General features: G+C 73.0%; 20 protein-coding genes and 1 pseudogene. 8 read left to right on the top strand and 13 right to left on the bottom strand.

Features of this window, described 5'->3' with window-relative positions; all coding sequences use genetic code 11:
- Positions 1 to 16 precede the first annotated feature (16 nt).
- Together AB0937_RS27675 and AB0937_RS27670 are read left to right on the top strand one after the other, a co-directional pair.
- Positions 17 to 154 (top strand): annotated as a pseudogene (locus AB0937_RS27675) (polysaccharide deacetylase family protein); the annotation flags it as partial.
- Positions 155 to 182: 28 nt separating this feature from the next.
- Positions 183 to 623, top strand: a complete 441-nt coding sequence (locus AB0937_RS27670; RefSeq protein ID WP_366715158.1) for an SRPBCC family protein — start codon at positions 183 to 185, stop codon at positions 621 to 623.
- A gap of 101 nt (positions 624 to 724) precedes the next feature.
- Here the strand turns inward: AB0937_RS27670 and AB0937_RS27665 are convergent, their stop codons facing one another.
- The 5 genes from AB0937_RS27665 to AB0937_RS27645 form a co-directional block, all read right to left on the bottom strand.
- Positions 725 to 1,876, bottom strand: coding sequence for an XdhC/CoxI family protein (locus AB0937_RS27665; protein ID WP_366715156.1), 1,152 nt, complete (start codon positions 1,874 to 1,876; stop codon positions 725 to 727).
- A 40-nt stretch (positions 1,877 to 1,916) separates the two neighbouring features.
- Positions 1,917 to 3,374: an NCS2 family permease gene (locus AB0937_RS27660; protein WP_366715154.1), complete on the bottom strand. Its 1,458-nt coding sequence runs from the start codon at positions 3,372 to 3,374 to the stop codon at positions 1,917 to 1,919.
- Positions 3,375 to 3,485: 111 nt separating this feature from the next.
- Positions 3,486 to 5,885 carry a molybdopterin cofactor-binding domain-containing protein gene (locus AB0937_RS27655; RefSeq protein WP_366715152.1) on the bottom strand — a complete coding sequence of 800 codons (2,400 nt, stop codon included), beginning with the start codon at positions 5,883 to 5,885 and terminating at the stop codon, positions 3,486 to 3,488.
- Positions 5,886 to 5,887: 2 nt separating this feature from the next.
- Complete coding sequence (locus AB0937_RS27650; RefSeq protein WP_366715150.1) at positions 5,888 to 6,496, bottom strand: (2Fe-2S)-binding protein; 609 nt, start codon at positions 6,494 to 6,496, stop codon at positions 5,888 to 5,890.
- Positions 6,496 to 7,386: an FAD binding domain-containing protein gene (locus tag AB0937_RS27645; protein WP_366715148.1), complete on the bottom strand. Its 891-nt coding sequence runs from the start codon at positions 7,384 to 7,386 to the stop codon at positions 6,496 to 6,498. Before AB0937_RS27645 ends, AB0937_RS27650 begins: the two co-directional genes overlap by 1 nt.
- Before the next feature lie 305 nt (positions 7,387 to 7,691).
- Between AB0937_RS27645 and AB0937_RS27640 the strand changes: the two genes are divergently transcribed.
- Positions 7,692 to 9,365 carry a PucR family transcriptional regulator ligand-binding domain-containing protein gene (locus AB0937_RS27640; RefSeq protein ID WP_366715146.1) on the top strand — a complete coding sequence of 558 codons (1,674 nt, stop codon included), beginning with the start codon at positions 7,692 to 7,694 and terminating at the stop codon, positions 9,363 to 9,365.
- A gap of 165 nt (positions 9,366 to 9,530) precedes the next feature.
- Positions 9,531 to 10,298, top strand: a complete 768-nt coding sequence (locus tag AB0937_RS27635; protein ID WP_366715144.1) for a hypothetical protein — start codon at positions 9,531 to 9,533, stop codon at positions 10,296 to 10,298.
- Positions 10,299 to 10,382: 84 nt separating this feature from the next.
- Here AB0937_RS27635 and AB0937_RS27630 read toward each other — a convergent pair whose 3' ends face one another.
- On the bottom strand, positions 10,383 to 11,231 hold the full coding sequence (locus tag AB0937_RS27630) for a GntR family transcriptional regulator (protein WP_366715142.1): 849 nt from the start codon (positions 11,229 to 11,231) through the stop codon (positions 10,383 to 10,385).
- Between the two features lie 176 nt (positions 11,232 to 11,407).
- Between AB0937_RS27630 and AB0937_RS27625 the strand changes: the two genes are divergently transcribed.
- Together AB0937_RS27625 and AB0937_RS27620 are read left to right on the top strand one after the other, a co-directional pair.
- The gene (locus tag AB0937_RS27625) at positions 11,408 to 12,259 is read left to right on the top strand and encodes a (2Fe-2S)-binding protein (protein ID WP_366715140.1); all 852 of its coding nucleotides are present in this window, start codon (positions 11,408 to 11,410) and stop codon (positions 12,257 to 12,259) included.
- Positions 12,260 to 12,552: 293 nt separating this feature from the next.
- Positions 12,553 to 13,593, top strand: coding sequence for a DUF2637 domain-containing protein (locus tag AB0937_RS27620; protein ID WP_366715138.1), 1,041 nt, complete (start codon positions 12,553 to 12,555; stop codon positions 13,591 to 13,593).
- Between the two features lie 51 nt (positions 13,594 to 13,644).
- On the opposite strand, the gene AB0937_RS27615 is transcribed toward AB0937_RS27620, so the two are convergent.
- Together AB0937_RS27615 and AB0937_RS27610 are read right to left on the bottom strand one after the other, a co-directional pair.
- Positions 13,645 to 14,127 carry an ATP-binding protein gene (locus tag AB0937_RS27615; protein ID WP_366715136.1) on the bottom strand — a complete coding sequence of 161 codons (483 nt, stop codon included), beginning with the start codon at positions 14,125 to 14,127 and terminating at the stop codon, positions 13,645 to 13,647.
- Between the two features lie 427 nt (positions 14,128 to 14,554).
- Entirely contained in the window at positions 14,555 to 15,178 is a 624-nt protein-coding gene (locus AB0937_RS27610; protein ID WP_366715134.1) for a hypothetical protein, read from the bottom strand.
- 189 nt (positions 15,179 to 15,367) lie between these two features.
- On the opposite strand from AB0937_RS27610, the gene AB0937_RS27605 reads away from it, so the two are divergent.
- A complete protein-coding gene (locus AB0937_RS27605; protein ID WP_366715132.1) occupies positions 15,368 to 17,062 on the top strand; it encodes a helix-turn-helix domain-containing protein in 1,695 nt (564 codons plus the stop codon).
- A gap of 8 nt (positions 17,063 to 17,070) precedes the next feature.
- Here AB0937_RS27605 and AB0937_RS27600 read toward each other — a convergent pair whose 3' ends face one another.
- Both AB0937_RS27600 and AB0937_RS27595 read right to left on the bottom strand, forming a co-directional pair.
- Positions 17,071 to 18,813, bottom strand: coding sequence for a pyruvate dehydrogenase (locus AB0937_RS27600; protein WP_366715130.1), 1,743 nt, complete (start codon positions 18,811 to 18,813; stop codon positions 17,071 to 17,073).
- Between the two features lie 66 nt (positions 18,814 to 18,879).
- Positions 18,880 to 20,892, bottom strand: a complete 2,013-nt coding sequence (locus tag AB0937_RS27595; RefSeq protein WP_366715128.1) for a protein phosphatase 2C domain-containing protein — start codon at positions 20,890 to 20,892, stop codon at positions 18,880 to 18,882.
- Positions 20,893 to 21,103: 211 nt separating this feature from the next.
- Here AB0937_RS27595 and AB0937_RS27590 point away from each other — a divergent pair, with 211 nt between their 5' ends.
- Complete coding sequence (locus AB0937_RS27590) at positions 21,104 to 21,586, top strand: DUF456 domain-containing protein (RefSeq protein WP_366715126.1); 483 nt, start codon at positions 21,104 to 21,106, stop codon at positions 21,584 to 21,586.
- A gap of 11 nt (positions 21,587 to 21,597) precedes the next feature.
- On the opposite strand, the gene AB0937_RS27585 is transcribed toward AB0937_RS27590, so the two are convergent.
- The 3 genes from AB0937_RS27585 to rsgA all read right to left on the bottom strand — a co-directional run bounded on the left by AB0937_RS27585 (position 21,598) and on the right by rsgA (position 24,819).
- Entirely contained in the window at positions 21,598 to 22,092 is a 495-nt protein-coding gene (locus AB0937_RS27585; RefSeq protein ID WP_366715124.1) for a methylated-DNA--[protein]-cysteine S-methyltransferase, read from the bottom strand.
- Positions 22,089 to 23,504 carry an AlkA N-terminal domain-containing protein gene (locus tag AB0937_RS27580; RefSeq protein WP_366715122.1) on the bottom strand — a complete coding sequence of 472 codons (1,416 nt, stop codon included), beginning with the start codon at positions 23,502 to 23,504 and terminating at the stop codon, positions 22,089 to 22,091. The genes AB0937_RS27585 and AB0937_RS27580 overlap by 4 nt, the downstream gene beginning before the upstream one ends.
- A gap of 208 nt (positions 23,505 to 23,712) precedes the next feature.
- Positions 23,713 to 24,819, bottom strand: a complete 1,107-nt coding sequence (gene rsgA, locus AB0937_RS27575; protein ID WP_366715120.1) for a ribosome small subunit-dependent GTPase A — start codon at positions 24,817 to 24,819, stop codon at positions 23,713 to 23,715.
- Positions 24,820 to 24,837 lie beyond the last annotated feature (18 nt).

The raw sequence follows: 24,837 nt of genomic DNA, 5'->3' as shown, positions 1-24,837 counted from the left end.
CGACTATGAACCACGTGTATACACGCGATACGACGGCACGGTGCCGGCCGTGCCGGGGATCATCGGCGCCCTGAAGGAGCGCGGCTACGTCTTCGTGACGGTGCCCCGGTTGCCGGCGCCGGGCACGGCGGAGCCGGGCGAGGTGTACCGCTGACGCCGCGCGGGTTCCCTACGATCGGAGCGTGGCGAACTTCCTGCTCGAACGCACGGCTCCGCTCCCCCTCGACGAGGCGTGGCGGCGGATCACCCGGTGGCAGCGGCACGGTGACGCGGTGCCGATGACGGTGGTCAGGGTCGTGCCGCCCGGGCCGACACGCGAGGGAACGCTCGTCGTGGCCCGCTCGGGCGCCGGACCGCTGGGCTTCGACGACCCCATGGAGGTCACGGTGTGGCAGCCGCCCGTGGACGGGTCGGCGGGGGTGTGCCGGCTGGAGAAGCGCGGCCGTGTGGTGCTGGGGTGGGCCGAACTCGAGGTGCGGCCCGGGCCGGGGGGCCGTACGCGGGTGGTCTGGCGGGAGGAGATCCGTGTCCGGTTCCTGCCGTCGCTCTTCGACGGCGTGGTGCGGCACTCCTCGCGGTACGTGTTCGGGCGAGCCCTGAACCAGTTGCTCAGGCAGCCCTGAACCGCCTGCTCGGGCGAGCCTGAACCTGCACAGGCGGGACCGCAATCCGGCCCGCGGTGCGGCGCCCTCCGCTCCGGTTCCGGCTCCGGCTCCGCCCCCGCTCAGGCCACCGACCCGATCCGCCCCACGGTTCCCGGCCCCGGCTCGTGGTGGATCGGCGTGTGCGCCCCGGTCAGGGAGACCCCGCTGCCGCCCCGCCGGCCGGCGACGATCTCCGACGCGATCGACAGGGCCGTCTCCTCGGGCGTCCGGGCCCCGAGGTCCAGGCCGATCGGCGAGCGCAGCCGACTCAACTCCAGTTCGGTGACGCCCACTTCACGCAGGCGGGCGTTGCGGTCCAGGTGGGTGCGCCGGGAGCCCATGGCTCCGACGTACGCCACCGGCAGGCGCAGGGCGAGCTTCAGCAGGGGCACGTCGAACTTGGCGTCGTGGGTCAGCACGCACAGGACCGTGCGGGCGTCGACCTCCGTGGCCTCCAGGTAGCGGTGGGGCCAGTCGACCACGATCTCGTCGGCCTCCGGGAAGCGCGTCCGGGTCGCGAAGACGGGGCGCGCGTCGCACACCGTGACGTGGTAGCCGAGGAACTTGCCCATCCGGACCAGGGCGGAGGCGAAGTCGATCGCCCCGAAGACGATCATGCGGGGTGCGGGGACCGAGGACTCGACCAGGACCGTGAGGGGCGCCCCGCAGCGAGAGCCCTGCTCGCCGATCTCCAGGGTGCCCGTGCGCCCGGCGTCCAGGAAGGCGCCGGCCTCGGCGGCGACCGTGCGGTCCAGTTCCGGGTGGGCGCCGAAGCCGCCCTCGCGAGAGCCGTCGGGGCGGACCACGAGGGCCCGGCCCGTCAGTTCGCGCGGGCCCGACACGATCCGCGCCACCGCCGCCGCCTCCCCTAGTGCGGCGGCGGTGAGCGCGGCCCTGACCACCGGGCGGACCGGATCGGCGGCCCGTACCGGCGTGACCAGGATGTCGATGACGCCGCCGCAGGTCAGGCCCACCGCGAAGGCGTCGTCGTCGCTGTACCCGAAGCGCTCCAGGACGGTTTCGCCGTCCCGCAGCGCCTGCTCGCACAGTTCGTAGACCGCGCCCTCCACGCAGCCGCCGGAGACCGAGCCGATCGCCGTGCCCTCGGTGTCCACCGCGAGCGCGGCGCCGGGCTGCCGGGGCGCGCTGCCGCCGACGGCCACCACGGTGGCCACGGCGAAGTCACGGCCCTGCTCGACCCACCGGTTCAGCTCCTCGGCGATGTCCAGCATCTGTCTCGGTCTCCTTGAGGTTGCGGCCGGGGGCGGGGCGTCAGTGGACGCCCAGCCAGCTCTCGATCGGGTTGAGGGCGAAGTACACGAGGAACACCGCCGTGAGGATCCACATGAAGGCGCCGATCTCACGCCCCTTGCCCTGGGCGGTCTTGATGGCGGCGTAGGAGATGACGCCCGCGGCGACACCGGTGGTGATGGTGTACGTGAACGGCATCAGCACGACCGTGAGGAACACCGGGACAGCGGTGGCCCGGTCGGCCCAGTCCACGTGCCGGGCGTTCATCAGCATCATGGCGCCGATGACGACGAGGGCGGCGGACGCGACCTCCTGCGGCACGATGGCCGTGAGCGGGGTGAAGAACAGGCAGGCCGCGAAGAACAGGCCCGTCACCACGGATGCCAGGCCGGTGCGGGCGCCTTCGCCGACGCCGGTGGCGGACTCGATGAACACCGTCTGGCCGGAACCGCCGGACACGCCTCCGATCGCGCCGCCGGCCCCGTCGATGAACAGCGCCTTGGACAGGCCCGGCATACGGCCCTTGTCGTCGGCGAGCTCGGCCTCGGTGCCGACGCCGATGATGGTCGCCATCGCGTCGAAGAACCCGGCGAGCACCAGGGTGAAGACGATCATCCCGACCGTCATCGCGCCGACCTCGCCCCAGCCGCCGAACCGCACGTCCCCGAAGAGCGAGAAGTCGGGCATGGACACCGCGCTGCCGTGCAGTTCGGGTGCCCCGCCCGACCACTGCCTCGGGTCGATGACGCCCGCCGCGTTCAGGATCGCCGCGACGACCGTGCCGCTGACGATGCCGATGAGGATGGCACCGGGGATGTTCCGGGCCTGGAGCATGAAGATCAGCAGCAGGGTCCCGGCGAACAACAGCACGGGCCAGCCGGACAGTTCGCCCGCCGGGCCGAGCGCGAGGGGCGTGGCCTTGCCCTGGTGCACGAAGCCCGACTTGTAGAAACCGATGAGGGCGATGAACAGGCCGATGCCCATGGTGATGCCGTGCTTGAGCGCGAGCGGAATCGCGTTCATGATCATCTCGCGCAGGCCGGTGACGACCAGCAGCATGATGACCACGCCGTACATCACGCACATGCCCATAGCCTGCGGCCAGGTCATCTCGGGTGCGACCTGGGAGGCGAGGACTCCGGAGACCGAGAGGCCGGCGGCGAGGGCCAGGGGCACCTTGCCGACGAAGCCCATCAGCAGGGTGGTGAAGGCCGCCGCGAACGCGGTCGCGGTGATCAGGGCGGGCTGGGCGAGCGTGGCCCCGGCCGCGTCCTCGCCGGACAGGATCAGGGGGTTGAGCAGGAGGATGTACGCCATCGCCATGAAGGTCGTGATGCCGCCGCGCACTTCACGGGCGACCGTGGACCCTCTGTGGGATATGTGGAAGTACCTGTCCAGCCAGGACCGTCCCGCCGGGACGCGGGTGCCTTCGCCCGCGTCGTCGGCTGTGGCCCTCGGCTCCAGTGATTGCTGGGTCATGGGTGCCGTCTCCCAAGTTTCAAAGGGGGTTGGGATGTTCACGACCCGGGGGACGGCCCGAGACGAACAAGGGACCTGGGGGGCCGAAGCCCCCCAGGGGATCGTGACTGCTCAGCCCTCGGAGAGCTGGGTACCCGTCAGGTGCTCGGGCCTCACCGGGGTCCGGTTCAGCTCGAGCCCGGTCGCGTCGCGGATCGCCGCGAGGACGGCCGGGGTCGACGACAGGGTGGGTGCCTCACCGACGCCGCGCAGCCCGTACGGGGCGTGCTCGTCGGCGAGTTCGAGGACGTCGACCGGGATGGTCGGCGTGTCGAGGATGGTCGGGATCAGGTAGTCGGTGAAGGAGGGGTTCTTGACCTTCGCCGTCTTCGGGTCGACGACGATCTCCTCCATGACCGCCACGCCCAGGCCCTGCGTGGTGCCGCCCTGGATCTGGCCGAGCACCGACAGCGGGTTGAGCGCCTTGCCGACGTCCTGGGCGCAGGCCAGTTCGATGACCTTGACCAGGCCGAGCTCGGTGTCGACCTCGACGACGGCGCGGTGCGCGGCGAAGGAGTACTGCACGTGCCCGTTGCCCTGACCGGTGCGCAGGTCGAAGGGCTCGGTCGGCCGGTGCCGCCACTCCGCCTCGACCTCCACGGTCTCGCCCTCCAGCACGTCGGCCAGGTCGGACAGGACCTCGCCGCCGTCGGTGACGACCTTGCCGCCCTCCAGGAGCAGCTCGGCCGTCGCCCAGGCCGGGTGGTAGGAGCCGAACTTGCGGCGCCCGATCTCCAGGACCTTCTCGCGGACCAGCTCGCAGGAGTTCTTCACCGCGCCGCCGGTGACGTACGTCTGCCGGGAGGCCGACGTGGAACCGGCGCTGCCCACCTGGGTGTCGGCCGGGTGGATGGTCACCTGGGTGACGCCCAGCTCGGTGCGGGCGATCTGCGCGTGGACGGTGACGCCGCCCTGGCCGACCTCCGCCATGGCGGTGTGCACGACGGCGACCGGCTCACCGGCGACGACCTCCATACGGACCTTGGCGGTGGAGTAGTCGTCGAACCCCTCGGAGAAACCGACGTTCTTGATGCCGACCGCGTAGCCGACCCCGCGGACGACGCCTTCGCCGTGCGTGGTGTTGGACAGGCCGCCCGGCAGCTGCCGTACGTCGGCGCCCTCGCTGGACTCCCACTGGCGCTCCGGCGGCATCGGCATCGCCTTGACGCGGCGCAGCAGTTCGGCGACCGGGGCCGGGGAGTCGACGGGCTGCCCGGTCGGCAGGAGGGTGCCCTGCTCCATGGCGTTGAGCCGGCGGAACTCCACCGGGTCCATGCCGAGCTTCGCGGCCAGCTTGTCCATCTGCGCCTCATAGGCGAAGCACGCCTGGACCGCGCCGAAGCCGCGCATGGCGCCGCAGGGCGGGTTGTTGGTGTAGAGGGCGATGGCCTCGATGTCCACGTCCTCGACCACGTACGGGCCGACGGACAGGGAGGAGGCGTTGCCGACGACGGCCGGGGATGCGGAGGCGTAGGCGCCGCCGTCCAGGACGATCCGGCATTTCAGGTGGGTGAGCTTGCCGTCCTTGGTGGCGCCGTGCTCGTAGTACAGCTTCGCGGGGTGGCGGTGGACGTGCCCGAAGAACGACTCGAACCGGTTGTAGACGATCTTGACGGGCTTGCCGGTGCGCAGGGCCAGCAGGCAGGCGTGGATCTGCATCGACAGGTCCTCGCGGCCGCCGAACGCGCCGCCGACGCCGGAGAGCGTCATCCGCACCTTGTCCTCGGGCAGGCCGAGCACGGGCGCGATCTGGCGCAGGTCGCTGTGCAGCCACTGGGTGGCGATGTAGAGGTGGACGCCACCGTCCTCCTCCGGCACGGCGAGGCCGGACTCGGGGCCGAGGAAGGCCTGGTCCTGCATGCCGAAGGTGTACTCGCCCTCGACGATGACGTCGGCCCGCTCCCGGGCGGCCGTGACGTCGCCGCGGACGATCGGCTGGCGGTGCACGATGTTGGGGTGCGGGACGTGACCGGCGTGGTGGTCGTCGCGGTTCTCGTGGACGAGAAGCGCGTCCGGGGCGGTCGCGGAGGCCTCGTCGGTGATGACGGGCAGTTCGCGGTAGTCGACCTTGATCTTCGCGGCGGCCCGGCGCGCGGTCTCCGGGTGGTCGGCGGCGACGAGGGCGACCGGCTCGCCGTGGTGGCGGACCTTGCCGTGGGCGAGGACCGGGGTGTCCTGGATCTCCAGCCCGTAGTTCTTCACGTCGGTGGGCAGGTCGTCGTACGTCAGCACGGCGTAGACACCCGGCATGGCCAGGGCCTCGCCCGTGTCGATGGACACGATCTCGGCGTGGGCGACGGTCGAGCGGAGGATCTGCCCCCACAGCATGTCCTCGTGCCACATGTCGGACGAGTACGCGAACTCGCCGGTGACCTTGAGGGTGCCGTCGGGGCGCAGCGTGGACTCGCCGATGCCGCCCTTGGTCTGGGAGCCCTGGGTGATCTTCGTGGGGGTTCCACTGGGGGAAGCCATGATCAGACCGCCTCTCCCTGCCGGGCGGCCGCGAGGCGGACCGCATCCATGATCTTCTCGTAGCCGGTGCAGCGGCACAGGTTGCCCGACAGCGCCTCACGGATGTCCGCGTCGCTCGGGTTGGGGTTGCGCTCCAGCATCTCGTCGGCCGCGACCAGCAGGCCCGGCGTGCAGAAGCCGCACTGGACGGCGCCGGCGTCGATGAACGCCTGCTGGATGGCGGACAGCTCCGTGCCCTCGCCGGTCTGCGAGTCGATGCCCTTGGCCTCCCTCCCCCAGGCTTCGCCCGGGGGGACCCCCAGCTGGGCGTTCTGCGGGGACGTACCGCAGGCACCGGAGGAGCAGCCGTCCTCGGCGCGCTGCTTGGCGAAGTCGGCGAGCCCCTCGACGGTGACGACCTCGCGGCCCTCCACCTGCCCGGCGGCGACCAGGCACGCGCACACCGGCACACCGTCCAGACGGACCGTGCACGAGCCGCACTCGCCCTGCTCGCAGGCGTTCTTCGAACCCGGCAGCCCGAGCCGCTCCCTCAGCACGTACAGCAGGGACTCGCCCTCCCACACGTCGTCGGCTTCCTGCGGACGGCCGTTGACCGTGAAGTTGACGCGCATCACGCAGCTCCCTCGGTAGTGCGGCGGGCGCCGCGGTAGGACTCCCAGGTCCAGGTCAGCGTGCGGCGGGCCATGACGCCGACCGCGTGGCGGCGGTAGCTCGCGGTGCCCCGGACGTCGTCGATCGGGTTGCAGGCGGCGGAGCACAGGTCCGCGAACTGCTTGGCGACCGACGGGGTGATGATCTTTCCGTTGTCCCAGAAGCCGCCCTCCTCCAGGGCGGCGTTCAGGAACTCCTCGGCGGCCCGGGCCCGGACGGGAGTCGGAGCGGCCGAACCGATCCCGGTCCGCACGGTCCGCGTCTCGGGGTGCAGCGCGAGCCCGAAGGCGCACACGGCGATGACCATCGCGTTCCGGGTCCCCACCTTGGAGAACTGCTGCGGCCCGTCGGCCTTCTTCACGTGCACGGCGCGGATCAGCTCATCGGCCGCCAGCGCGTTGCGCTTCACACCGGTGTAGAACGCGTCGATCGGGATGAGACGGCTCCCGCGCACCGACTCCACCTCCACCTCGGCGCCCGCGGCGAGCAGGGCGGGGTGGGCGTCGCCGGCCGGGGATGCGGTGCCGAGGTTGCCGCCGACACCGCCACGGTTGCGGATCTGCGGGGAGGCGACCGTGTGCGAGGCGAGGGCGAGACCCGGCAGCTCGGCGCGCAGGTTCTCCATGATCTTCGTGTACGGCACGGAGGCCCCGAGCCGCACGCTCTCCTCGCCGACCTCCCACTCGGAGAGGTCGCCGACGCGGTTCAGGTCCAGGAGGTACTCGGGCCGGCGGTGGTCGAAGTTGATCTCGACCATCACGTCGGTGCCACCCGCAATCGGCACAGCTGTGGGGTGCTCGGCTTTCGCGGCGAGCGCCTCCTCCCAGCTGGCGGGGCGAAGGAAGTCCATGACCGGCTCTCTTCTTCGTCTTCTCGTGGGGCGTTCAGATTGAGCCAATCCGTGTGCGGCGGTCCCGGCTCGTTCATGTGCTGTTCACGCGTAGTGGCCTCAGTACACAGCGCACTGCGCCAAGCGAGTCAGTCACGGAAACCATGAAGGAGTTGGCTGGCCAGGACAGGCATCTTGTAGATTCGTATGAACGGAGGCCCGTGGAAACCTCCTCGTTCCCCTGTGGAAACACGCGACCCGACAGCGTGACCTGGAACACAGCCGGGGCAGGGCTTGATTTCGAGACTAGAACGGCGGCGACGAGAATGCGGCTGCGCGCACTGCTGGACACCGACGCGCTGGGCCTCAAGCTGCTCGGCGGCGAGGACGAGCTGGACCGCACCGTCCGGGGTGTGATGACCACCGACCTGCGTGACCCCAGCCGCTACCTCGCGGGCGGCGAACTGGTGCTCACGGGCCTGGCCTGGCGCCGGGACGCCGACGACTCGGAGCCGTTCGTGCGGATCCTGGTGCAGGCGGGCGTGACGGCCCTCGCCGCGGGCGAGGCCGAGCTCGGTGACGTGCCGGAGGACCTGGTCGTGGCCTGCGCCCGGCATCGACTCCCGCTCTTCGCGGTGCACGAGTCGGTGGCGTTCGCGACGATCACCGAGCACGTCGTACGGCAGGTCTCCGGCGAGCGCGCCGGAGACCTGGCGGCGGTCGTCGACCGGCACCGCCGGATGATGACCGCGGGACCGGCGGGCGGCGGCCCCGACGTGGTCCTGGACCTGCTCGGCACGGACCTGGACCTGCGGGCCTGGGTCCTCTCCCCCACCGGCCGCCTGATCGCGGGCTCGAAGGCGACGGGCCCCGCCCTGCCGGCCGAGGCGTGCGCCCGGCTCGCCGGGGAGCACCTGGCCGCCACCCGGACGGGCCGCCGCGGCCCCCACCGCGTCGTCCTGGGCGCCACGACGTACTCACTGTTCCCGGTCCGCTCCGCGGGCCGTTCCCCGCAGCCCGCCCGGGACGTCCGTGAGACCGTCCTCGCGGACTGGCTGCTGGCCGTGGAGGCGGACGCCGGGGACTGGCCCGAGGAGCGGCTGGATCTGCTCTACGGCGTCACCCAGCTCATCGCCGTCGAACGGGACCGCCGCGACGCGGCCCGCACGGTCCGCCGCCGGCTGGCCCAGGAGGTCCTGGAACTGGTCCAGGCGGGCGCGGCGCCCGCCGAGATCGCCGCCCGCCTGCGCGTGGCCGCGCCGGTACTGCTGCCCGGCCTGGGCTCCGCGCCGCACTGGCAGGTGGTCGTGGCCCGCGTCGACTGGGAGGGCGAGGGGATCGAGGGCGGCCCGGTGGCGCAGGCCCTGCTGGAGGAGGTCCTCGTCGACCCCGCGGTCGCCGGGCCGGAGCATTCCGACCGCATCGCGGTGGCCCACACGGGTGGCGAGGCCATCGCCCTGGTCCCGCTCCCCGCCGTCTCGGCGGAGCACGACGGCCCGGAGCCGGGCGTCCTCGCGGACACGCTTCTGGCCTCGGTACGGGAACCCCTCACGGCGGGCCTCGACGACTACGGCCGGCTCACGCTGGGCGTCAGCGCGTCGGTCCACTCGGCGGAGGGTCTGCGCGGCGCGCTGGAGGAGGCCCGCCACGCCCGGCGCGTCGCCGCGGCCCGCCCGGGCCGGGTCTGCGCGGCGGGCCACCACGAACTGGCCTCGCACGTCCTGCTGCTGCCCTTCGTCCCGGACGACGTCCGCCGCGCCTTCACGGCCCGCCTCCTGGACCCCCTCCGCGACTACGACCGCCGCCACCGCGCCGAGCTGATCCCCACCCTGGAGGCCTTCCTCGACTGCGACGGCTCCTGGACCCGCTGCGCCACCCGTCTGCACCTGCACGTCAACACGCTGCGCTACCGGGTCGGCCGAATCGAGCAGTTGACGAGTCGTGACCTGTCACGCCTCGAGGACAAGCTGGACTTCTTCCTGGCACTGCGCATGAGCTGATACGCAGGGTGTCCCGGGGGCAAACCCCGGGCACCCCGGGATCCCACGACTTTGTGAAATCCTTCACCCACCCTCTTGGCCCGGCCCGCCGATTCGTGCTGAGATGCCGCCACCACTCAACAGCTCGATGGCGTGCTCGGGGAGGGCAACGTGGCGCATACCGCCATGTCTGGTAACGGAACGACCGCCGGTGACGATCCCCTCCAGACCGCGGTATGGCGGCTGCGCTCACGCGGGTGCTGGTCCGACGCGGCTGCCCTGCTCCTGCCGGCCACACCGGCGGCGGCGCTGCAACGCGCGTCGCTCCTGGTGGAACGGTGTCTGTACACCGAGCAGGGCTGGGAGGAGGCCGAGGACGCGCTGCGCACGGCCGAGGCGATGGCCCACAGCGACGACGAGCGGGGCGCGGCCGCTTGTGAACGCGGTTACTTGGCCTACGCGGCGACCCTGCTCGCGGTACGGGACCGGGCCGACGAGGCACGGGCCGCACTCGGCCGGGCGGCGGCACTGCTCCCTCCAGGAGCTCCCACGCGGGCGCTGCTGGACTTCCGTCGCGGCCTGCTGGCGGAGAACCTGACGAGCGCCCCCCAGGCCGCCCGCGCCGCGTACCGCCGGGCCCACGCGGGCGCGACAGCGCACTCCGACCCGCTGCTGCTGTCGTTCACCTGGCGCCACCTGGCCGGACTCGCCCTGCGCGAAGGGGAGTTGGCGGAGGCGCGGCACGGATTCACGGAGTCACTGCGGCTGAGGGAGGAGCTGGGCTATCTCGTCGGCACGGCCCCGGCGCTGGTGTCCCTCGCCGACACGGAGACGGAGCCGGAGGCGTCGCGGCTGCGTGAGGAGGCGAGGCGGTTGTTCCGGCTGCTCGGCGGCGTACCGACGTGGCTGTCCCGCCAGTTGGCTCCGCCGGTACCGCCGGCTGCGACGGCTTAGGTGCTCGGCGTTTCCGAGGACGGACACCCCCGGAGCGACCCCGGCCCACCCCCGGCGAGAAGGCGAAGACGCGCTCACCGCCACTCAGCCGACGGCACCCGCCCCCGCGAAGTGCTCTCCCACCAGCGCCCTGACCACATCCAGGTCCCGTGCGGCCAGCGCGTCCAGCAACGCCGTGTGCTCGTGTGCGTCCGCCAGCAGATCGGCCCGCGCCCGCACCCCGCGACCGTCCCCGCCCAACGGCCACTGCGCCCTGCGGTGCAGATCCTCCGCGATCTGCACCAGCTGCGCGTTGCCCGACAGCGACAGCACGGCCCGGTGGAACCCCCGGTCGGACTCCGCGTAGGTGGCGCGGCAGCCCGAGGACGCCGCACGGACCGTCGCCTCGGCGAGAGGGCGCAGTTCGGCCCAGCGCTCGGCGGGAACGGTGCGGGCCAGCCGCAGCATCACCGGGACTTCGATCAGCGCCCGGACCTCGGCCAGTTCCGCCAGTTCCCGAACCCCCCGCTCGACCACCCGGAACCCGCGGTTGGGGACGACCTCGACGGCGCCTTCGAGGGCCAGTTGCTGCATGGCCTCCCGGACCGGCGTCGCCGAGACCCCGAACCGCTCGCCGAGCACCGGCGCCGAGTACACCTCTCCGGGCCGCAGATCCCCCGCCACCAGCGCGGCGCGCAACGCGTCCAGGATCTGCCCGCGCACCGAGGCCCGCTGCACCACGGGCCGGACCCGCGGGGCGACCGGCGCGGCCGGCTCACTGTGCGTGTGCTCCCCGCGCACCTCCCCGGCCTGCCGCGGCACGCGCGTGGACCCGGCCGGTTTCCCGGTCGCCGCTGACGTCGCTGCCGAAGCCGGCGGCGACGTCGCTGCCGATGCCGCCGCGGCCGCCCACGGAGTCCCCGTGCCCGCAGAGCCCTGCGCTCCCTGCCTCACGGGTCCTCCTCCGGACGTATCGGTACTTGGGGTCATTACGGCGGGTTGTTACTCGCCCGTCAAGCACCATAAGCGCCGAAGCCCCGAGTTCACATCCCCGTTCAACTTCCGGCGACCTTGAGTAAGGTTAGGCTTACCTTCAAGAACTCCGTTTCTCCCGTCGGATCGGTGATCACATGCCTGCCACCCTTTCGGCCGTCTCCGGCGCCTACGCCCGTCTGGCCGATGTCCTCCCGGGCCTCGCCGTCACCGAACTGGACGCGGCGGACGAGACGCCGCCCGGCGACGGCTGGACGGCGGCCGCCGACCTCGCAGCCGCCGGCCCCGCCCTGGACCGCTTCCTGGCGTGGGACGTGGACCAGATCCGGCGCGACTACGACCGGCAGGCCCGCCCCGATGTCGTCGCCGGCTTCGGGCTGCACCGCTACGCATGGCCCGCCTGCCTCCTGATCACCGTGCCGTGGTTCCTGCACCGCCGGGTCCCCCGCTACCCCGTGACGCATGTCTCCTACGACCGCACCGCCCCGGGCCGTGCCCTCGGACACCTGGCCGTCCGCCCCGCCGGCTTCGCCTGCCTGCCCGACGACGAGGCGGCCACGCTGCCCGGCGCCAGGGTCGTCCCGGACGAGGAGGCACTGCGGGCGGAGGTGCGGTCGGCGGTCGCCGAGCACCTGGAGCCGGTACTGACCGGCTTCGGCCCCCGGATGCGCCGCCGCGGGCGCGCGCTGTGGGGCATGGCGACCGACGAGATCGTCGAAGGGCTGTGGTACGTGGCCCAGTTGCTCGGCGAGACCGAGGAGCGCCGCGCGATGCGCGAACTGGAGCTGCTCCTGCCGGGCGCGACCAAGCCGTATGCCGGCACGGCGGCGTTCCGGGAGCTGACCGGCCCCGGCGGCGAGCCGCTGCTCACCCGGGACCGCGCGAGCTGCTGCATGTTCTACACACTGCGCCCGGAGGACACCTGCACCACCTGCCCGCGCACCTGTGACACGGAACGCGTCACCAAGCTGCTGGCCACGGCCGGTTGACGGACCCGCGGGGCCGAGCCCCCGGGTCGCTCCGCACGCCGGCAGGCCGGCCCACCCGCAGGCGATTCACATCATCCCCACGTGTCACGGGAACTTTCCGGAGAACCACTCGTGCGGGTAGTCTTGCTCGAACTCAACTCCCGCCCCTCAAGCGACAGTTCGAGCAGATCGCCGTCCTGGGTATTCCCTTGCACTTCCTTGGCGGTCTCTTGCCCCGAAACCCCCTGAGGGCCGATGGGATTGGGCCACTATGGCGGGCGTTACGCCCTATCCCAATGCAAGGGACCACCCAGATGAGACTGACCGACATATCGCTGAACTGGCTGCTTCCGGGCGCCGTGCTTCTCCTGGGCATGCTGGCGGCGGTGGCGGTGCTCGCGCGCGGCAAGCGCTCCTCGGTCAAGGACACGAGCGCGGACGACTCCTGGGAGCGCAGCGAGGAACGCCGCAGACGCAAGGAAGCCCTCTACGGCACCCTCTCCTATCTCCTTCTGTTCTGCTGTGCGGCCGTCGCCGCCCTGCTCTCCTTCCACGGCCTGGTCGGTTTCGGCGAGCAGAACCTCGGACTGTCCGGCGGCTGGCAATACCTCGTCCCGTTCGGCCTGGACGGTGCGGCGATGTTCTGCTCCGTCCTCGCGGTGCGCGAGGCCAGCCACGGTGACGCGGCGCTCGGCTCCCGGATACTGGTCTGGACGTTCGCCTTCGCCGCGGCCTGGTTCAACTGGGTGCACGCCCCCAGGGGCATCGGCCACGCGGGCGCCCCCCACTTCTTCGCGGGCATGTCCCTGTCGGCGGCGGTCCTCTTCGACCGCGCGCTGAAGCAGACCCGCCGGGCCGCGCTGCGGGAGCAGGGCCTGGTGCCCCGTCCGCTGCCGCAGATCCGCATGGTGCGCTGGCTGCGGGCTCCCCGCGAGACCTACCGCGCCTGGTCGCTGATGCTCCTGGAGGGGGTGCGCAGCCTGGACGAGGCGGTCGACGAGGTGCGCGACGACAAGCGCAAGAAGGACGAGACCCGGCAGCGGCGGCGCGACCAGCAGCGTGTGGAGCGGGCCCAGCTGAAGGCGCTCAGCCGCGGTCACCGCGGCCACTTCGGCCGCGGTGGCGGACGGCAGCTGGAGGTACAGGTGGAGCGCGACTCCTCGCAGGTCTCCGCGGAGCCTGCCATATCCGCGCCGGAGCCCCTGCCCGTGCGCTCGCGTCCCTCCCTGCAGCCGGTGCGCAAAGGAGCTGACGCGGTGACCGTCGACCTCACCGCGGAGGACGACACCATGGCTCTGCCGCGTCTGGACTCCCTGGAGCGCAAGCTCAAGGACCTTGAGCAGCAGTTCGGTTAGCCGAGCCGCAGCGGCGAAGGGGCGTGGCCTGCGGGCCGCGCCCTTCGGCGTTCACGCCGCGCCGGCCTCCAGCTCGAACCAGACGGACTTGCCCACGCCGTGCGGCCGCACACCCCACGCGTCCGCGAGGGACTGCACCAGGAACAGGCCCCTGCCGTTCGTGCCGTCGTCGGCGACCGGGACGCGCAGCCGGGGTCTGCGGGCCACGAAGTCCCGCACCTCCACCCGCAGTCCGCGGGGTCCGACGGTGGCCGTGAGGACCGCGTCGTGGTCGGTGTGGACGATCGCGTTGGTGACGAGTTCGCTGGTGAGCAGTTCGGCCACGTCGGACTGCCCGTGCTTCCCCCACTGCCCGAGCAGTTCCCGCAGGGCCCTGCGTGCTTCGGGAACGGCCCGCAGGTCCGCCCGCCCCAGTCGGCGCCTCAACTGCGGCGCCGGATCGTGTTCCGTGACATCGTCGGTCCTGTCCTCCACCGTCTTCGCCGAGAAGCCCCCGATCGCTATGGGACCGCCTCGTCGTGCCTGCCTCTCCATGGCCCCCGCCCGCGCGCCGATGTCGGTTCCCCTCCTGCTCGAACACGTTCACGGGGATCCATGCCCCATCGGGAACGCGGCAGTCATGCCGGATCGTCGACGACCGGGTGTTCGGCCACCGGAACGGCACGGGCGGCACGGGCGGCGGGTCGCCGAGCGGTACGGCGAGGGCGGGGAGGGGGGCAAGAGGGTAGCCGGTCATCGTCCCCGGACAGATCCTGACCGCCGGAGATCGGCCGATGGGCCGATGGCCGGCTGTCGATCCGTGCGTACCCGGGGAAGGGCCGGGGCGAGGGCACCGGGTGCGCGGCGCTCGGGTGAAGTTGGCTGAAGTACGACGGTCTTGACGGCCCCCGGAATCGGTACGGGGCCGTCCTCCCCACCCCCGTGGGGGGAGGACGGCCCCGCATCTCCCGATGGACGCGCGTCAGTACAGCTTGTTGACGGCGGTGGTCGTCGTCTTCTTGAAGGCGGCGACGGGGGCGTCGCCGAAGTCGCCCATCTGGCCCCACTGCACGACGGTGACCGTCCTGCCGTCGCGTCCGACGGACAGCAGCGAGATGTCCGTGGAGCCCCCGGACGTCTCCGTGTGCACGCCGCGGACACGGGCGCCCTCCTCGACGGGCAGCGAACCGTAGTCCCGGCCCTCGGCCTCGATGTCGGGGTCGTTCTTCTCCAGGCGGTCGGCGCAGGTGCGGATCAGGTCGTCGTAGTGCTTCGCCAGGGCCTTGGCCAGGGCGGCTGTGTCCGCCACGACGGTCAGCTGCACGGCGCCGGTGTCCAGGTCGGTCCGGAACTCCCGGTGCCGGTAGTCGTAGGAGGGCACGCCCTCCGTGCTCACGCAGGTGCCGAGTCCCTCCGGGAACCCATCGGTGACCGGGCCGGCCGTCCAGGCGGAGGTGGGGTGCGGCGGCAGCTGGGACGCCGACAGGAACTTCGGTGCGGCGGCCTTCGGCGCGGCACCTGCGGCCGGTGCCGTGAGGACCGTGCCCGCCGCGAGGGTGGCGACGGTGAGTGCGGTGAGCGCGCTCGCTCGGATGTGCCTGGGCATGGGTGTCCCCCGTGGGTGAATGCGTGAATGGTCGATGCCGCCGCGAGACCGGCTGGTCGGCCCGGGTCTGCTCGGTGCGACACCAAAAGCATCAGCGCTCCCACCGGGAGGGCGCAACAGCCCGCATCCGATCCGGCACGGTGGAACCATCCCAGCCCATCTGACGTGCAGATATATGAGGTGCCTGGGATGCCGTTCCGGGCCCGGCCGGACGCGGAGGACGGGGGCACGGTGTCGGCACGGAGCGACGTCGACGACGTCGGGGAGTTCGCGGCGCTGCTGAGGACGCTGAAGGAGCGCACGGACCGCAGTTACGGTTCACTGGCCCGGCGCCTGGCCATGAACACCTCGACCCTGCACCGCTACTGCGCGGGCGAGGCGGTCCCGGTCGACTTCGCCCCGGTCGAGCGCTTCGCCGCCCTGTGCGGGGCGTCCCCGGAGGAACGTCTGGAGCTCCACCGCCGCTGGCTGCAGGCGGTGGCGGCCCGGCAGCGCCCCCGCACGGCGAGCGCGGCGGCTGCGGCCGAGGAGAACGCGGTCACCGCCGAAGCGGCGAAGCCGGAAGCCGAAGCCGGCACGGCCGCCCTCAAAGCGGAGTTACCGGAGGCCGAAGAGAGCCCGGTCGCCACGAGGGCGGAGAAGCCGGGGGCCGAAGAGGACACGGTCGACGCCAGAGCCGAAGAACCCGAGGGCGAAGGGGACGCGGTCGCCGCCAGAGCCGAAGAACCCGAGGCCCAAGAGGACACGGTCGCCGCCGGAGCCGAAGAACCCGAAGCCCAAGAGGACACGGTCGCCGCCAGAGCCGAAGAACCCGAGGGCGAAGGGGACGCGGTCGCCGCCGGAGCGGAAGAACGCGGAGGCGAAGAGGCGGTCGCCGCCGGAGGGGCGGTAGCGGCGGCCGCACCGGTCGGCGTCGGCGGCCCTGCCTACGTTGGGTCGCCGCTCCCCCGCCGCCCCTGGTACCGCCGCGGACGCGTCGCGGTCGGACTCGCGGCCGCCTGCGCGGTGCTCGCGGCACTGGGGAGCCTCGCCGCACTGCCGGACGGGCGGCGTGCGTCCGCCGACGACCGTGCCAGGTCGGCGGGCCCGGTCCCGTCCGGTGCGGCGGGGGCGGGAGCCCCCCGCCGCGAGAGCGCATCCCCCACCCCGAGCGACAGCTCCCCCATCGCCGAGCCGCCCTCGCCCTCAGCGACTCCGGAGAAGAAGAAGCCCTCCCCCTCCTCCTCGGCCCGTATCACCCCGCCGCCCGCCGGCGCGGCCGACCCCGCCGTCCCCCTCACCTGGTCGGCCGACTCCCACGCCTGGGAGCTCGGCTGCGGTCACGACTACGTCGTCGCCAGGCCGCCGGATCAGGTGGCACCGCCACCGGCCCCGCAGGACGCCGCCGTCTGGGCCGCCGCGCAGAACGCGGTGCACGGCGGCGAGACGCTCGTGCAGCTGTCCGTGCAGGGGCGGACCGACACGGCCGTCGTGCTGGAGGCGCTGCGCGTGCGCGTCGTGGGGCGGACGGCCCCGGCGCAGGGCAACGCCTACGCCATGGACCGGGGCTGCGGCGGTTCGATCACCCCGCGCTCCTTCGACGTGAACCTGGACAAGGACCGCCCCATCGCCCGCGCAGTCGCCGGGAGCGACGCGGGTACGCCGATCCCGGCGGTGCGCATGCCTTACCGGGTGTCCGCGCGGGACCCCGAGGTGCTGCTGGTCAACGCCCGGACCCAGGCGTGCGACTGCCGCTGGTACCTGGAGCTGGACTGGTCCTCCCAGGGCCGCCGGGGCACGGTCCGGATCGACGACGACGGCCACCCGTTCCGCACCAGCGGCATCAAGGGTCTGCCCCGCTACGTGTACGACACCTCCGCGCGCGCGTGGACGCCTTACAGCTGAGGGGACTTCTAGAACCGCGGCACGTTGCGCAGGTTGGAGCGGGCCATCTGCAGCATGCGGCCGACCCCGCCGTCCAGCACGATCTTCGAGGCCGACAGGGCGAACCCGGTCACCATCTCGGCCTTGATCTTGGGCGGGATGGACAGCGCGTTGGGGTCGGTGACGACGTCGACGAGGGCCGGCCCCTTGTGCTTGAACGCGTCCTTCAGGGCCCCCGGGAGATCCTTGGGCTTCTCGACGCGCACGCCGTACGCCCCGCAGGCACGGGCGACGGCGGCGAAGTCGGGGTTCTTGTTGGCGGTGCCGTACGACGGGAGACCGGCGACCAGCATCTCCAACTCGACCATGCCGAGCGAGGAGTTGTTGAACAGTACGACCTTCACGGGGAGGTCGTACTGAACCAGCGTGAGGAAGTCCCCCATCAGCATGGAGAAGCCGCCGTCGCCGGACATCGACACGACTTGCCGTTCGCGGTCGGTGAACTGCGCGCCGATCGCCATGGGCAGGGCGTTGGCCATCGAGCCGTGGGAGAAGGAACCGATGACGCGGCGACGGCCGTTGGGGGAGATGTAGCGGGCGGCCCAGACGTTGCACATGCCGGTGTCGACGGTGAACACGGCGTCGTCGGAGGCCACTTCGTCGAGCACGGACGCCACGTACTCGGGGTGGATCGGCGTGTGCTTCTCGACCTTGCGGGTGTACGCCTTGACCACCCCCTCCAGCGCGTCCGCGTGCTTCTTCAGCATCCGGTCGAGGAAGCGCCGGTTCTTCTTCTCCCGCACGCGCGGGATCAGGCAGCGCAGCGTCTCCCGTACGTCCCCCCACACCGCGAGGTCCAGTTTCGAGCGGCGGCCGAGGTTCTCGGGCCGGACGTCGACCTGGGCGATCTTGACGTCGTCGGGGAGGAAGGCGTTGTAGGGGAAGTCGGTGCCGAGCAGGATCAGCAGGTCGCACTCGTGGGTGGCCTCGTAGGCGGCGCCGTATCCCAGCAGCCCGCTCATGCCGACGTCGAAGGGATTGTCGTACTGGATCCATTCCTTGCCGCGCAGGGCGTGCCCGACCGGGGACTTGATCTTCCCGGCGAACTCCATGACTTCGGCGTGCGCTCCGGCCGTGCCGCTGCCGCAGAAGAGGGTGACCTTGCCGGCCTCGTCGATCATCTCCACGAGGCGTTCGATCTCGGCGTCGCCCGGGCGGACCGTCGGGCGGGAGGTCACGAGGGCGGTCTCGGCGGCCTTCTCCGGTGCGGGCCGGTCGGCGATGTCGCCCGGCAGCGTGACGACGCTGACGCCGCTGCGTCCGACGGCGTTCTGGATGGCGGTCTGCAGCAGCCGCGGCATCTGCTGCGGGCTGGAGATCATCTCGCTGTAGTGGCTGCACTCGGCGAACAGCCGGTCGGGATGGGTCTCCTGGAAGTAGCCGAGGCCGATTTCGCTGGAGGGGATGTGCGAGGCGAGGGCGAGGACCGGGGCCATGGAGCGGTGGGCGTCGTAGAGGCCGTTGATGAGGTGGAGGTTGCCGGGGCCGCAGGAACCGGCGCAGGCGGCGAGAGAGCCGGTGATCTGCGCCTCGGCACTGGCGGCGAAGGCGGCGGTCTCCTCGTGCCGCACGTGGATCCAGTCGATGGCGGAGTTGCGGCGGACGGCGTCGACGACCGGGTTGAGGCTGTCACCGACGACTCCGTAGAGGCGTTTGACCCCGGCGCGGGTCAGGATGTCGACGAACTGTTCCGCGACGTTCTGTTTGGCCATGGTTCTCGTCTGCCCCTTCGGTCTCCTGGGATCCCTCCGGGTTCCATCAAGTCACACGGCTCGCGCTCACGCCTCCCACACCGCGGCGGCCGTACGGTCGTCTGCATAACCCTTGACCCGCACTTGGGAGTCGGCGAGGAACGCGGCGAGTCCGGGCGGGTCGGGGCGGGACCACCGCTCGGCGAGGTACTCGCCCAGTTCGGGTTCGCCGCGCAGGGGGTCGGCGAGGCCGGCGCTGCACATCAGGAGCGTGTCACCCGGGCGGGCGACGGAGGTCCGGAAGCGGAAGGGCTCGCGGGGCGGCTCCGGGGCCGGTTCGTAAGGGCTGGGCGGGGTGGGGATGCCCAGGTCCATGGTGAGCCGGTCGCCCTCGGGGGTCTCGGAGGGCGGCGAGCCGAAGCCCAGGACGGGTTCGCCCGTGACCTCGGCGACCTGCGGCTCGATGTCCTGCCACTCGCCCTCCCGCAACCGGAACAGTCCGCCCGGCCCGACCCCGAAGAACACCCGGGTGCGGCACCGGGGGTCGGCCGACAGCAGCAGGCAGCGCAGGCTGGCCGCGTACTCCTCGGGGGCGACGCCCTGCTCGGAGGCGCTGGCCCGGAGCTTGCCGAGGCTGCGGTCGGTGAGCCGGTGCAGCCCGGACTTCAGGTCGCCGCGCCGGCCGTCCCTTATGTCCTCGACCAGCCGGGCGTGACTGCGTCCGACGGCTCGTCCGATTAAGTGACAGGCCTCGGCGGCGGCCCGGTGCGCCCCCGGAGTGGCCCGGGCCCCCGTCGCCATCGCCACCAGCAGCAGCGCGCGTTCCCCCACGCCGAACCGGGCGGTGAGCAGCGAATCCCTGCGGGGCTCCCCCCGGTACCGCGCCGAGTCCCCCCGCAGAGAGACGGCCCGCAGCGTGCAGGCACCGTACCGGGCCCCGTCCAGCACGGTGTCGGCGACGAGATCGTCGAGGTGGTCCGGATCGGCGGCCGGGAGAGCGGTGGGTTCGGCGTCGTAAGTGGGCGGCCGCGTACCGACGTGACCACGGGCTCCTGGGATGGGCTCGGGGCGCTCGAGTACCGACGGGGTGTCTTCGGGTTGCGGGACCGCGGAGGGCTGCTCGGCGGGGCGCGCAGGTGCTGACGGGGCGTCCTGGGGCTGCGGGACCGCGGTCGGCGGCCCGGCGGGGCGAGGCGGTACGGGCGCCTGGTCCGCCGGACCCGCAGGGGCGGGCGCCGGGGCGGCGGGGGGCGCGGGCCGGGGCGCCCGGCCGGAGGGGCCGGTGGGCGGGGCCGGCGGCACGGGCGGCCGGTCGGCCGGAGCGGGGGAGGCGGCTCCGCCCGGCTCGGGCGGGCTCGCCCCGGACGGGCGTGGCTCGGTGGCCGGAGCCTCCGAGGTGACTCCCGCAGGCGGGTGGGCCCCGGAGGGCGGCCAGGCCGGAGGGTCCGTGGGAGGTGGCGGAACCCGGGGCGCCCGCGCGTCGGGGCCCCGCGGGACGGGCGCCTGCTCCGGGCTCTGCGAGGACGCTCGCGGGTCGGCCGTGGGCGGCGCTGCCTCCCCCGGCCGCTCACCCGAGGACGCACGAGGGCCGACCGCAGGCCGGGCCGCCTCCCCCGGCCGCTCACCCGAGGACGCACGAGGGCCGACCGCAGGCGGGGCTGCCTCCGCCGAGGACGCGCGGGGGTCGGCCGGTGGGGGTGTGTGACCTGGTCGCTCGGCCGAGGGTGGGTCGGCGGCTGTCCGGTCGGGCCGCGGCGGCGGCTGCTGTGCGGTCGGGAAGCTCACCGGGCCCTCCGGGGGTGGCTCCCAGGGGGCGCGTTGCCGGGGCCGGCCGGCCGGTCGGGGTGGGTCGAGTACGTCGTCGGCCCCGGTCCGGGGCGCCGGGACCACCGGCTGCGTCCCGAAGGGCCGCGCCGCCGACCGGTTCGGGGAACCGGTACGCTCCTCGGCCCCCTCCCCCACCGCCCCCGACGCCGACGCGAACCGGTCGTCCAGGGAATCCCGCGCCGGTGTGGGGCCCGTGTCGTCGGTGGAGTCGTCGTACAACTCCCTCCACCAGTCGTCCTCGTGACCGGTGGGCCTTCCCCCCTGCTGGCTCATGCCCCTGATTGTCCACCGCACGAGCGGGATGAAAACGGGGCTTGTGGAAAAAACCGGCCCGCCGAGGGGTGGCGAACGGCACGTCGAGTGAGCCCTAGAACGGTCGTACGAAAGTCCCGGCGCGGCCCGGCGCGGGCGGCTGACCTGCGGGTCTGGGCCCCTGGCGCGCTTCTGACCTGCGTGTTCTCCGGTGTTCCGGCAGTCTGGTCAGATGGGAGTGTGGGACCTCCTGCTGGTCGGGCTGGTCATCCTGCTCGGACTGTGCGGAGTGCTGCTGCCCGCCATGCCGGGATCGTTGCTGGTGTGGGCCGCGGTCATGTGGTGGGCGCTGAAGGACCCGCAGCCCGTCACATGGTGGGTGCTGGTCGGGGCCACGGCCCTGCTGCTGGTCTCCCAGGCAGTCCGCTGGGCGCTCCCACCCCGCCGTCTGCGCATGAACCGCACCACCCGCCGCATGCTGGCCTGCGCCGGCACCGGTTCCGTCCTGGGTTTCGTCCTGATCCCCGTCCTCGGCGCGATCCCGGGATTCCTCGCCGGTGTCTACCTCTTCGAACGGTTCCGCCTCGGCCGTCACGCCGACGCGGTGGCCGCCCTGCGCACGGTCATGCGCGCGGGCGGCTCCAGCATCCTGGCCGAGCTGTTCACCTGCCAGCTGATCGCGGCGGCCTGGGTGGGCGCCGTCGTCTGGGGCTGAGCCGGCGGCCGTCAGACCGGCAGCACTCCCTCATGGGTCAGCAGCCGTACCTTGCGGTCCAGGCCGCCCGCGTATCCGGTCAGCGCGCCGTCCGCCCCGATCACCCGGTGGCACGGGCGGACCACCAGCAGCGGATTCGCGCCGATCGCGCCGCCGACCGCCCGCACGGCGGCCCGGGGCGCTCCGACTCGCGCGGCGATCTCGCCGTAGGTCGTGGTCGAGCCGTACGGGATGTCGTCCAGCGCGGCCCAGACCTTCTCACGGAAGGCGGTGCCGTCGGTGCGCCAGGCCAGGCGGAACTCCTTCAGTTCCCCGGCGAAGTACGCGGCGAGCTGCTCCTGTGCCTCCCGGAAGGGCCCGGGATCGCGCCGCCAGTCGTCCCGCACCTCGCGTCCGCCCTTCTGGCCGGGCACCGACAGCGAGGTCAGCTCGCCGGTCGGGGCGGCGGTGAGGAGCAGCGGCCCGAGGGGGCCGGGCACACTCGTCCAGTACGTCGGGCAGGTCATCGGGACTCCCACTCCCCTGCTGCGCGCAGGTGGTTCAGTGCGTACGAGCGCCAGGGGCGCCAGCTGTCGGGTGCGTCGAGGCCGGGCGGGGCCACGTCCGGGTCGCCGAGGGCGCGGGCTCGGATCTCGGCGACGGTACGGGAGTCCAGTCCGGGCACGGCCTTCAGGGCGTCCCGCGCGGCGTCCCGGTCGGCGCCCGGGTCCAGGCGTACAGCCCGGTCGGCGAGGGCGGCGGTGAGCGCGCCGAGGGTGCCCGCGGGCTCGGCCCCGGCCAGCACGGCCGGCTCGGGGAAGAGGTGGGTGAGGCTCCCGCAGGGGGCGTCCAGGGCCTTGCCGTAGCGGCGTACGAGCCGTTCCGCCTCCGTGCGGCCGACCAGGGCGCGCACCGCGAGTTCCTCGGGGTCGGCGGTGCCCGGCGAGCGGAGCCCCGGCCGGGCGGCGACCAGGGGGGCGAGCCGCGGGTCGGCCGCGAGGCGCTCGTCGACGGCGTAGGGGTCGGCGTCGAGGTCGAACAGGCGCCGCAGCCGCTGGACGGCGGTGGTCAAGTCGCGCGGGTCGGTGAGGTGCAGCCGGGCGTCGAGCCAGCCGCCCGGGTGGGCGCCGAGCACCGTCCGGGCGGTACCGGGGCGTTCGTCCACGGCGACGATGCCGGTGCCGTACGGGAGGCGGAGGGTGCGCCGGTAGGTACGGGTGCCGGGTGGGCCGCTCACCTCCTCGATGCCGGGTACGGCCTCGTGTTCCAGCAGGTCGAAGAGGGGTCCGGCGAGGTAGGGGCCGCGGTGGGCGAGCCGGAGCGGGATGCCGGCGTTCGGGGTGGCGGTGCGGCGGCCCCGGCCGTGTTTCGGCGCGGCGGCGCGCAGCTCGCTCGGCGTCGACGCGTACACCGCCCGCATCGTGTCGTTGAACTGCCGCACGCTGGCGAAGCCCGACGCGAAGGCGATCTCGGTGATCGGCAGGTCGGTGGTCTGCAGGAGGACACGGGCGGTGTGGGCCCGCTGGGCCCGGGCGAGGGCGACCGGTCCGGCGCCGAGTTCGGCGGTGAGCTGCCGCTGCACCTGCCGTGCGCTGTAGCCGAGGCGTACGGCGAGACCGGCGACGCCCTCCCGGTCGACGACGCCGTCGGCGATCAGCCGCACGGCCCGGCCGACGACGTCCGCGCGGACGTTCCACTCGGCGGAGCCGGGCACGGCGTCCGGGCGGCAGCGCCGGCAGGCGCGGAAGCCGGAGCCCTGCGCGGCGGCGGCCGTGGCGAAGAACCGTACGTTGGTCCGCTTCGGGGTGACCGCGGGACAGCTGGGCCGGCAGTAGATGCCGGTCGTCTCGACGGCGAAGAAGAACACGCCGTCGAAACGGGCGTCGCGGCTGCGTACGGCCTCGTACCTGGTGTCCTCGTCCGTTCCCTGGTGCGTCACAGGTCCAGTCTCCGCCGGCGGCCGACCGGCCGCTGGCGGAAATCGGACACCACGATCGGGCAGAGGACCGGTGCGGGCCCGGCAGCCGTACGCACGGCGCGGTGCGGTGCGGGCCCGGCAGCCGAACACCGGGCCCACCCGCCGCGGGCCCGGCAGCAGTCGCGCGGGGCGACAGCGGGCGCGCGGGCCGGCAGCGGGCGCGCGAGGGCTACGCGCGCCAGTGGGCGCCCCGCTTCGCCTCCATCGCGGCGCGGCCCATCGCCCCCTTCCGCTTCCAGTCCTTGCGGATCTCGGCCCGGAGGCGGGCGTCGGTCTTGGCGACGATGCGCTGGTTCTCCCTCAGCAGCTTGCGGTAGCTCTCCAGCCGCCGGTGCGGCAGGTCACCGCTGTCGATGGCGGCCAGCACCGCGCAGCCCGGCTCCGCCTCGTGGGCGCAGTCGTGGAAGCGGCACCGCTCGGCCAGTTCCTGGATCTCGGAGAACACCTGCCCGACGCCGGTCTCGGCGTCCCACAGGCCGACGCCCCGCAGCCCGGGGGTGTCGATCAGGACGCCCCCGCCGGGCAGCACGAGCAGGTTGCGGGTGGTCGTGGTGTGGCGGCCCTTGCCGTCGACGTCGCGGGTGGCCTGGACGGCCATGACGTCCTCGCCGAGCAGGGCGTTGGCGAGGGTCGACTTGCCCGCGCCGGACTGACCGAGCAGCACGGACGTCCCGCCGCCGACGATCGCGGCGAGCACGTCGAGGCCGTCCCCGCCCAGGGAGCTGACGGGCACGACCGGCACGCCGGGCGCGCTCGTCTCCACGTCCTGGACGAGGTGTGCGAGGGTCACGGCGTCCGGCACGAGGTCGGCCTTGGTGAGGACGACGACGGGCTGGGCCCCGGACTCCCAGGAGAGCGCGAGGAAGCGCTCGATGCGCCCGAGGTCGAGTTCGGCCGCGAGGGACACGGCGATGACGGCGTGGTCGACGTTGGCCGCGAGGATCTGTCCCTCGGAACGCTGGGAGGAGGTGGAGCGGACGAAGGCGGTGCGGCGCGGCAGGCAGGTGCGGACGTAGCGCGGGTTCCCGCCGGGTTCGACGGCGACCCAGTCACCCGTGCACACCACCCGCAGCGGGTCGTGCGGGGTGACGAACGCGGTGTCGGCCCGCAGCGGCCCGTCGGCGGTGACGACGTCGCACTGCCCGCGGTCGACCCGCACGACCCGGCCGGGCAGCAGCCCTTCGGCCTCGTACGGGGCGAACGCCTCGGCCCAGGCTTCGTCCCAGCCGTAGGGAGCGAGCGCGGAGGAAACGGATGAAGCGGAGGAGGAAGACAAGGGTGACCCTTCCGAGGT

The sequence above is a fragment of the Streptomyces sp. NPDC047880 genome, from assembly GCF_040706515.1.
Lineage (GTDB): Bacteria > Actinomycetota > Actinomycetes > Streptomycetales > Streptomycetaceae > Streptomyces.
The sequence above is the reverse complement of the archived record's forward strand: the minus strand, read 5'-3'. Positions and strand labels throughout refer to the sequence as shown.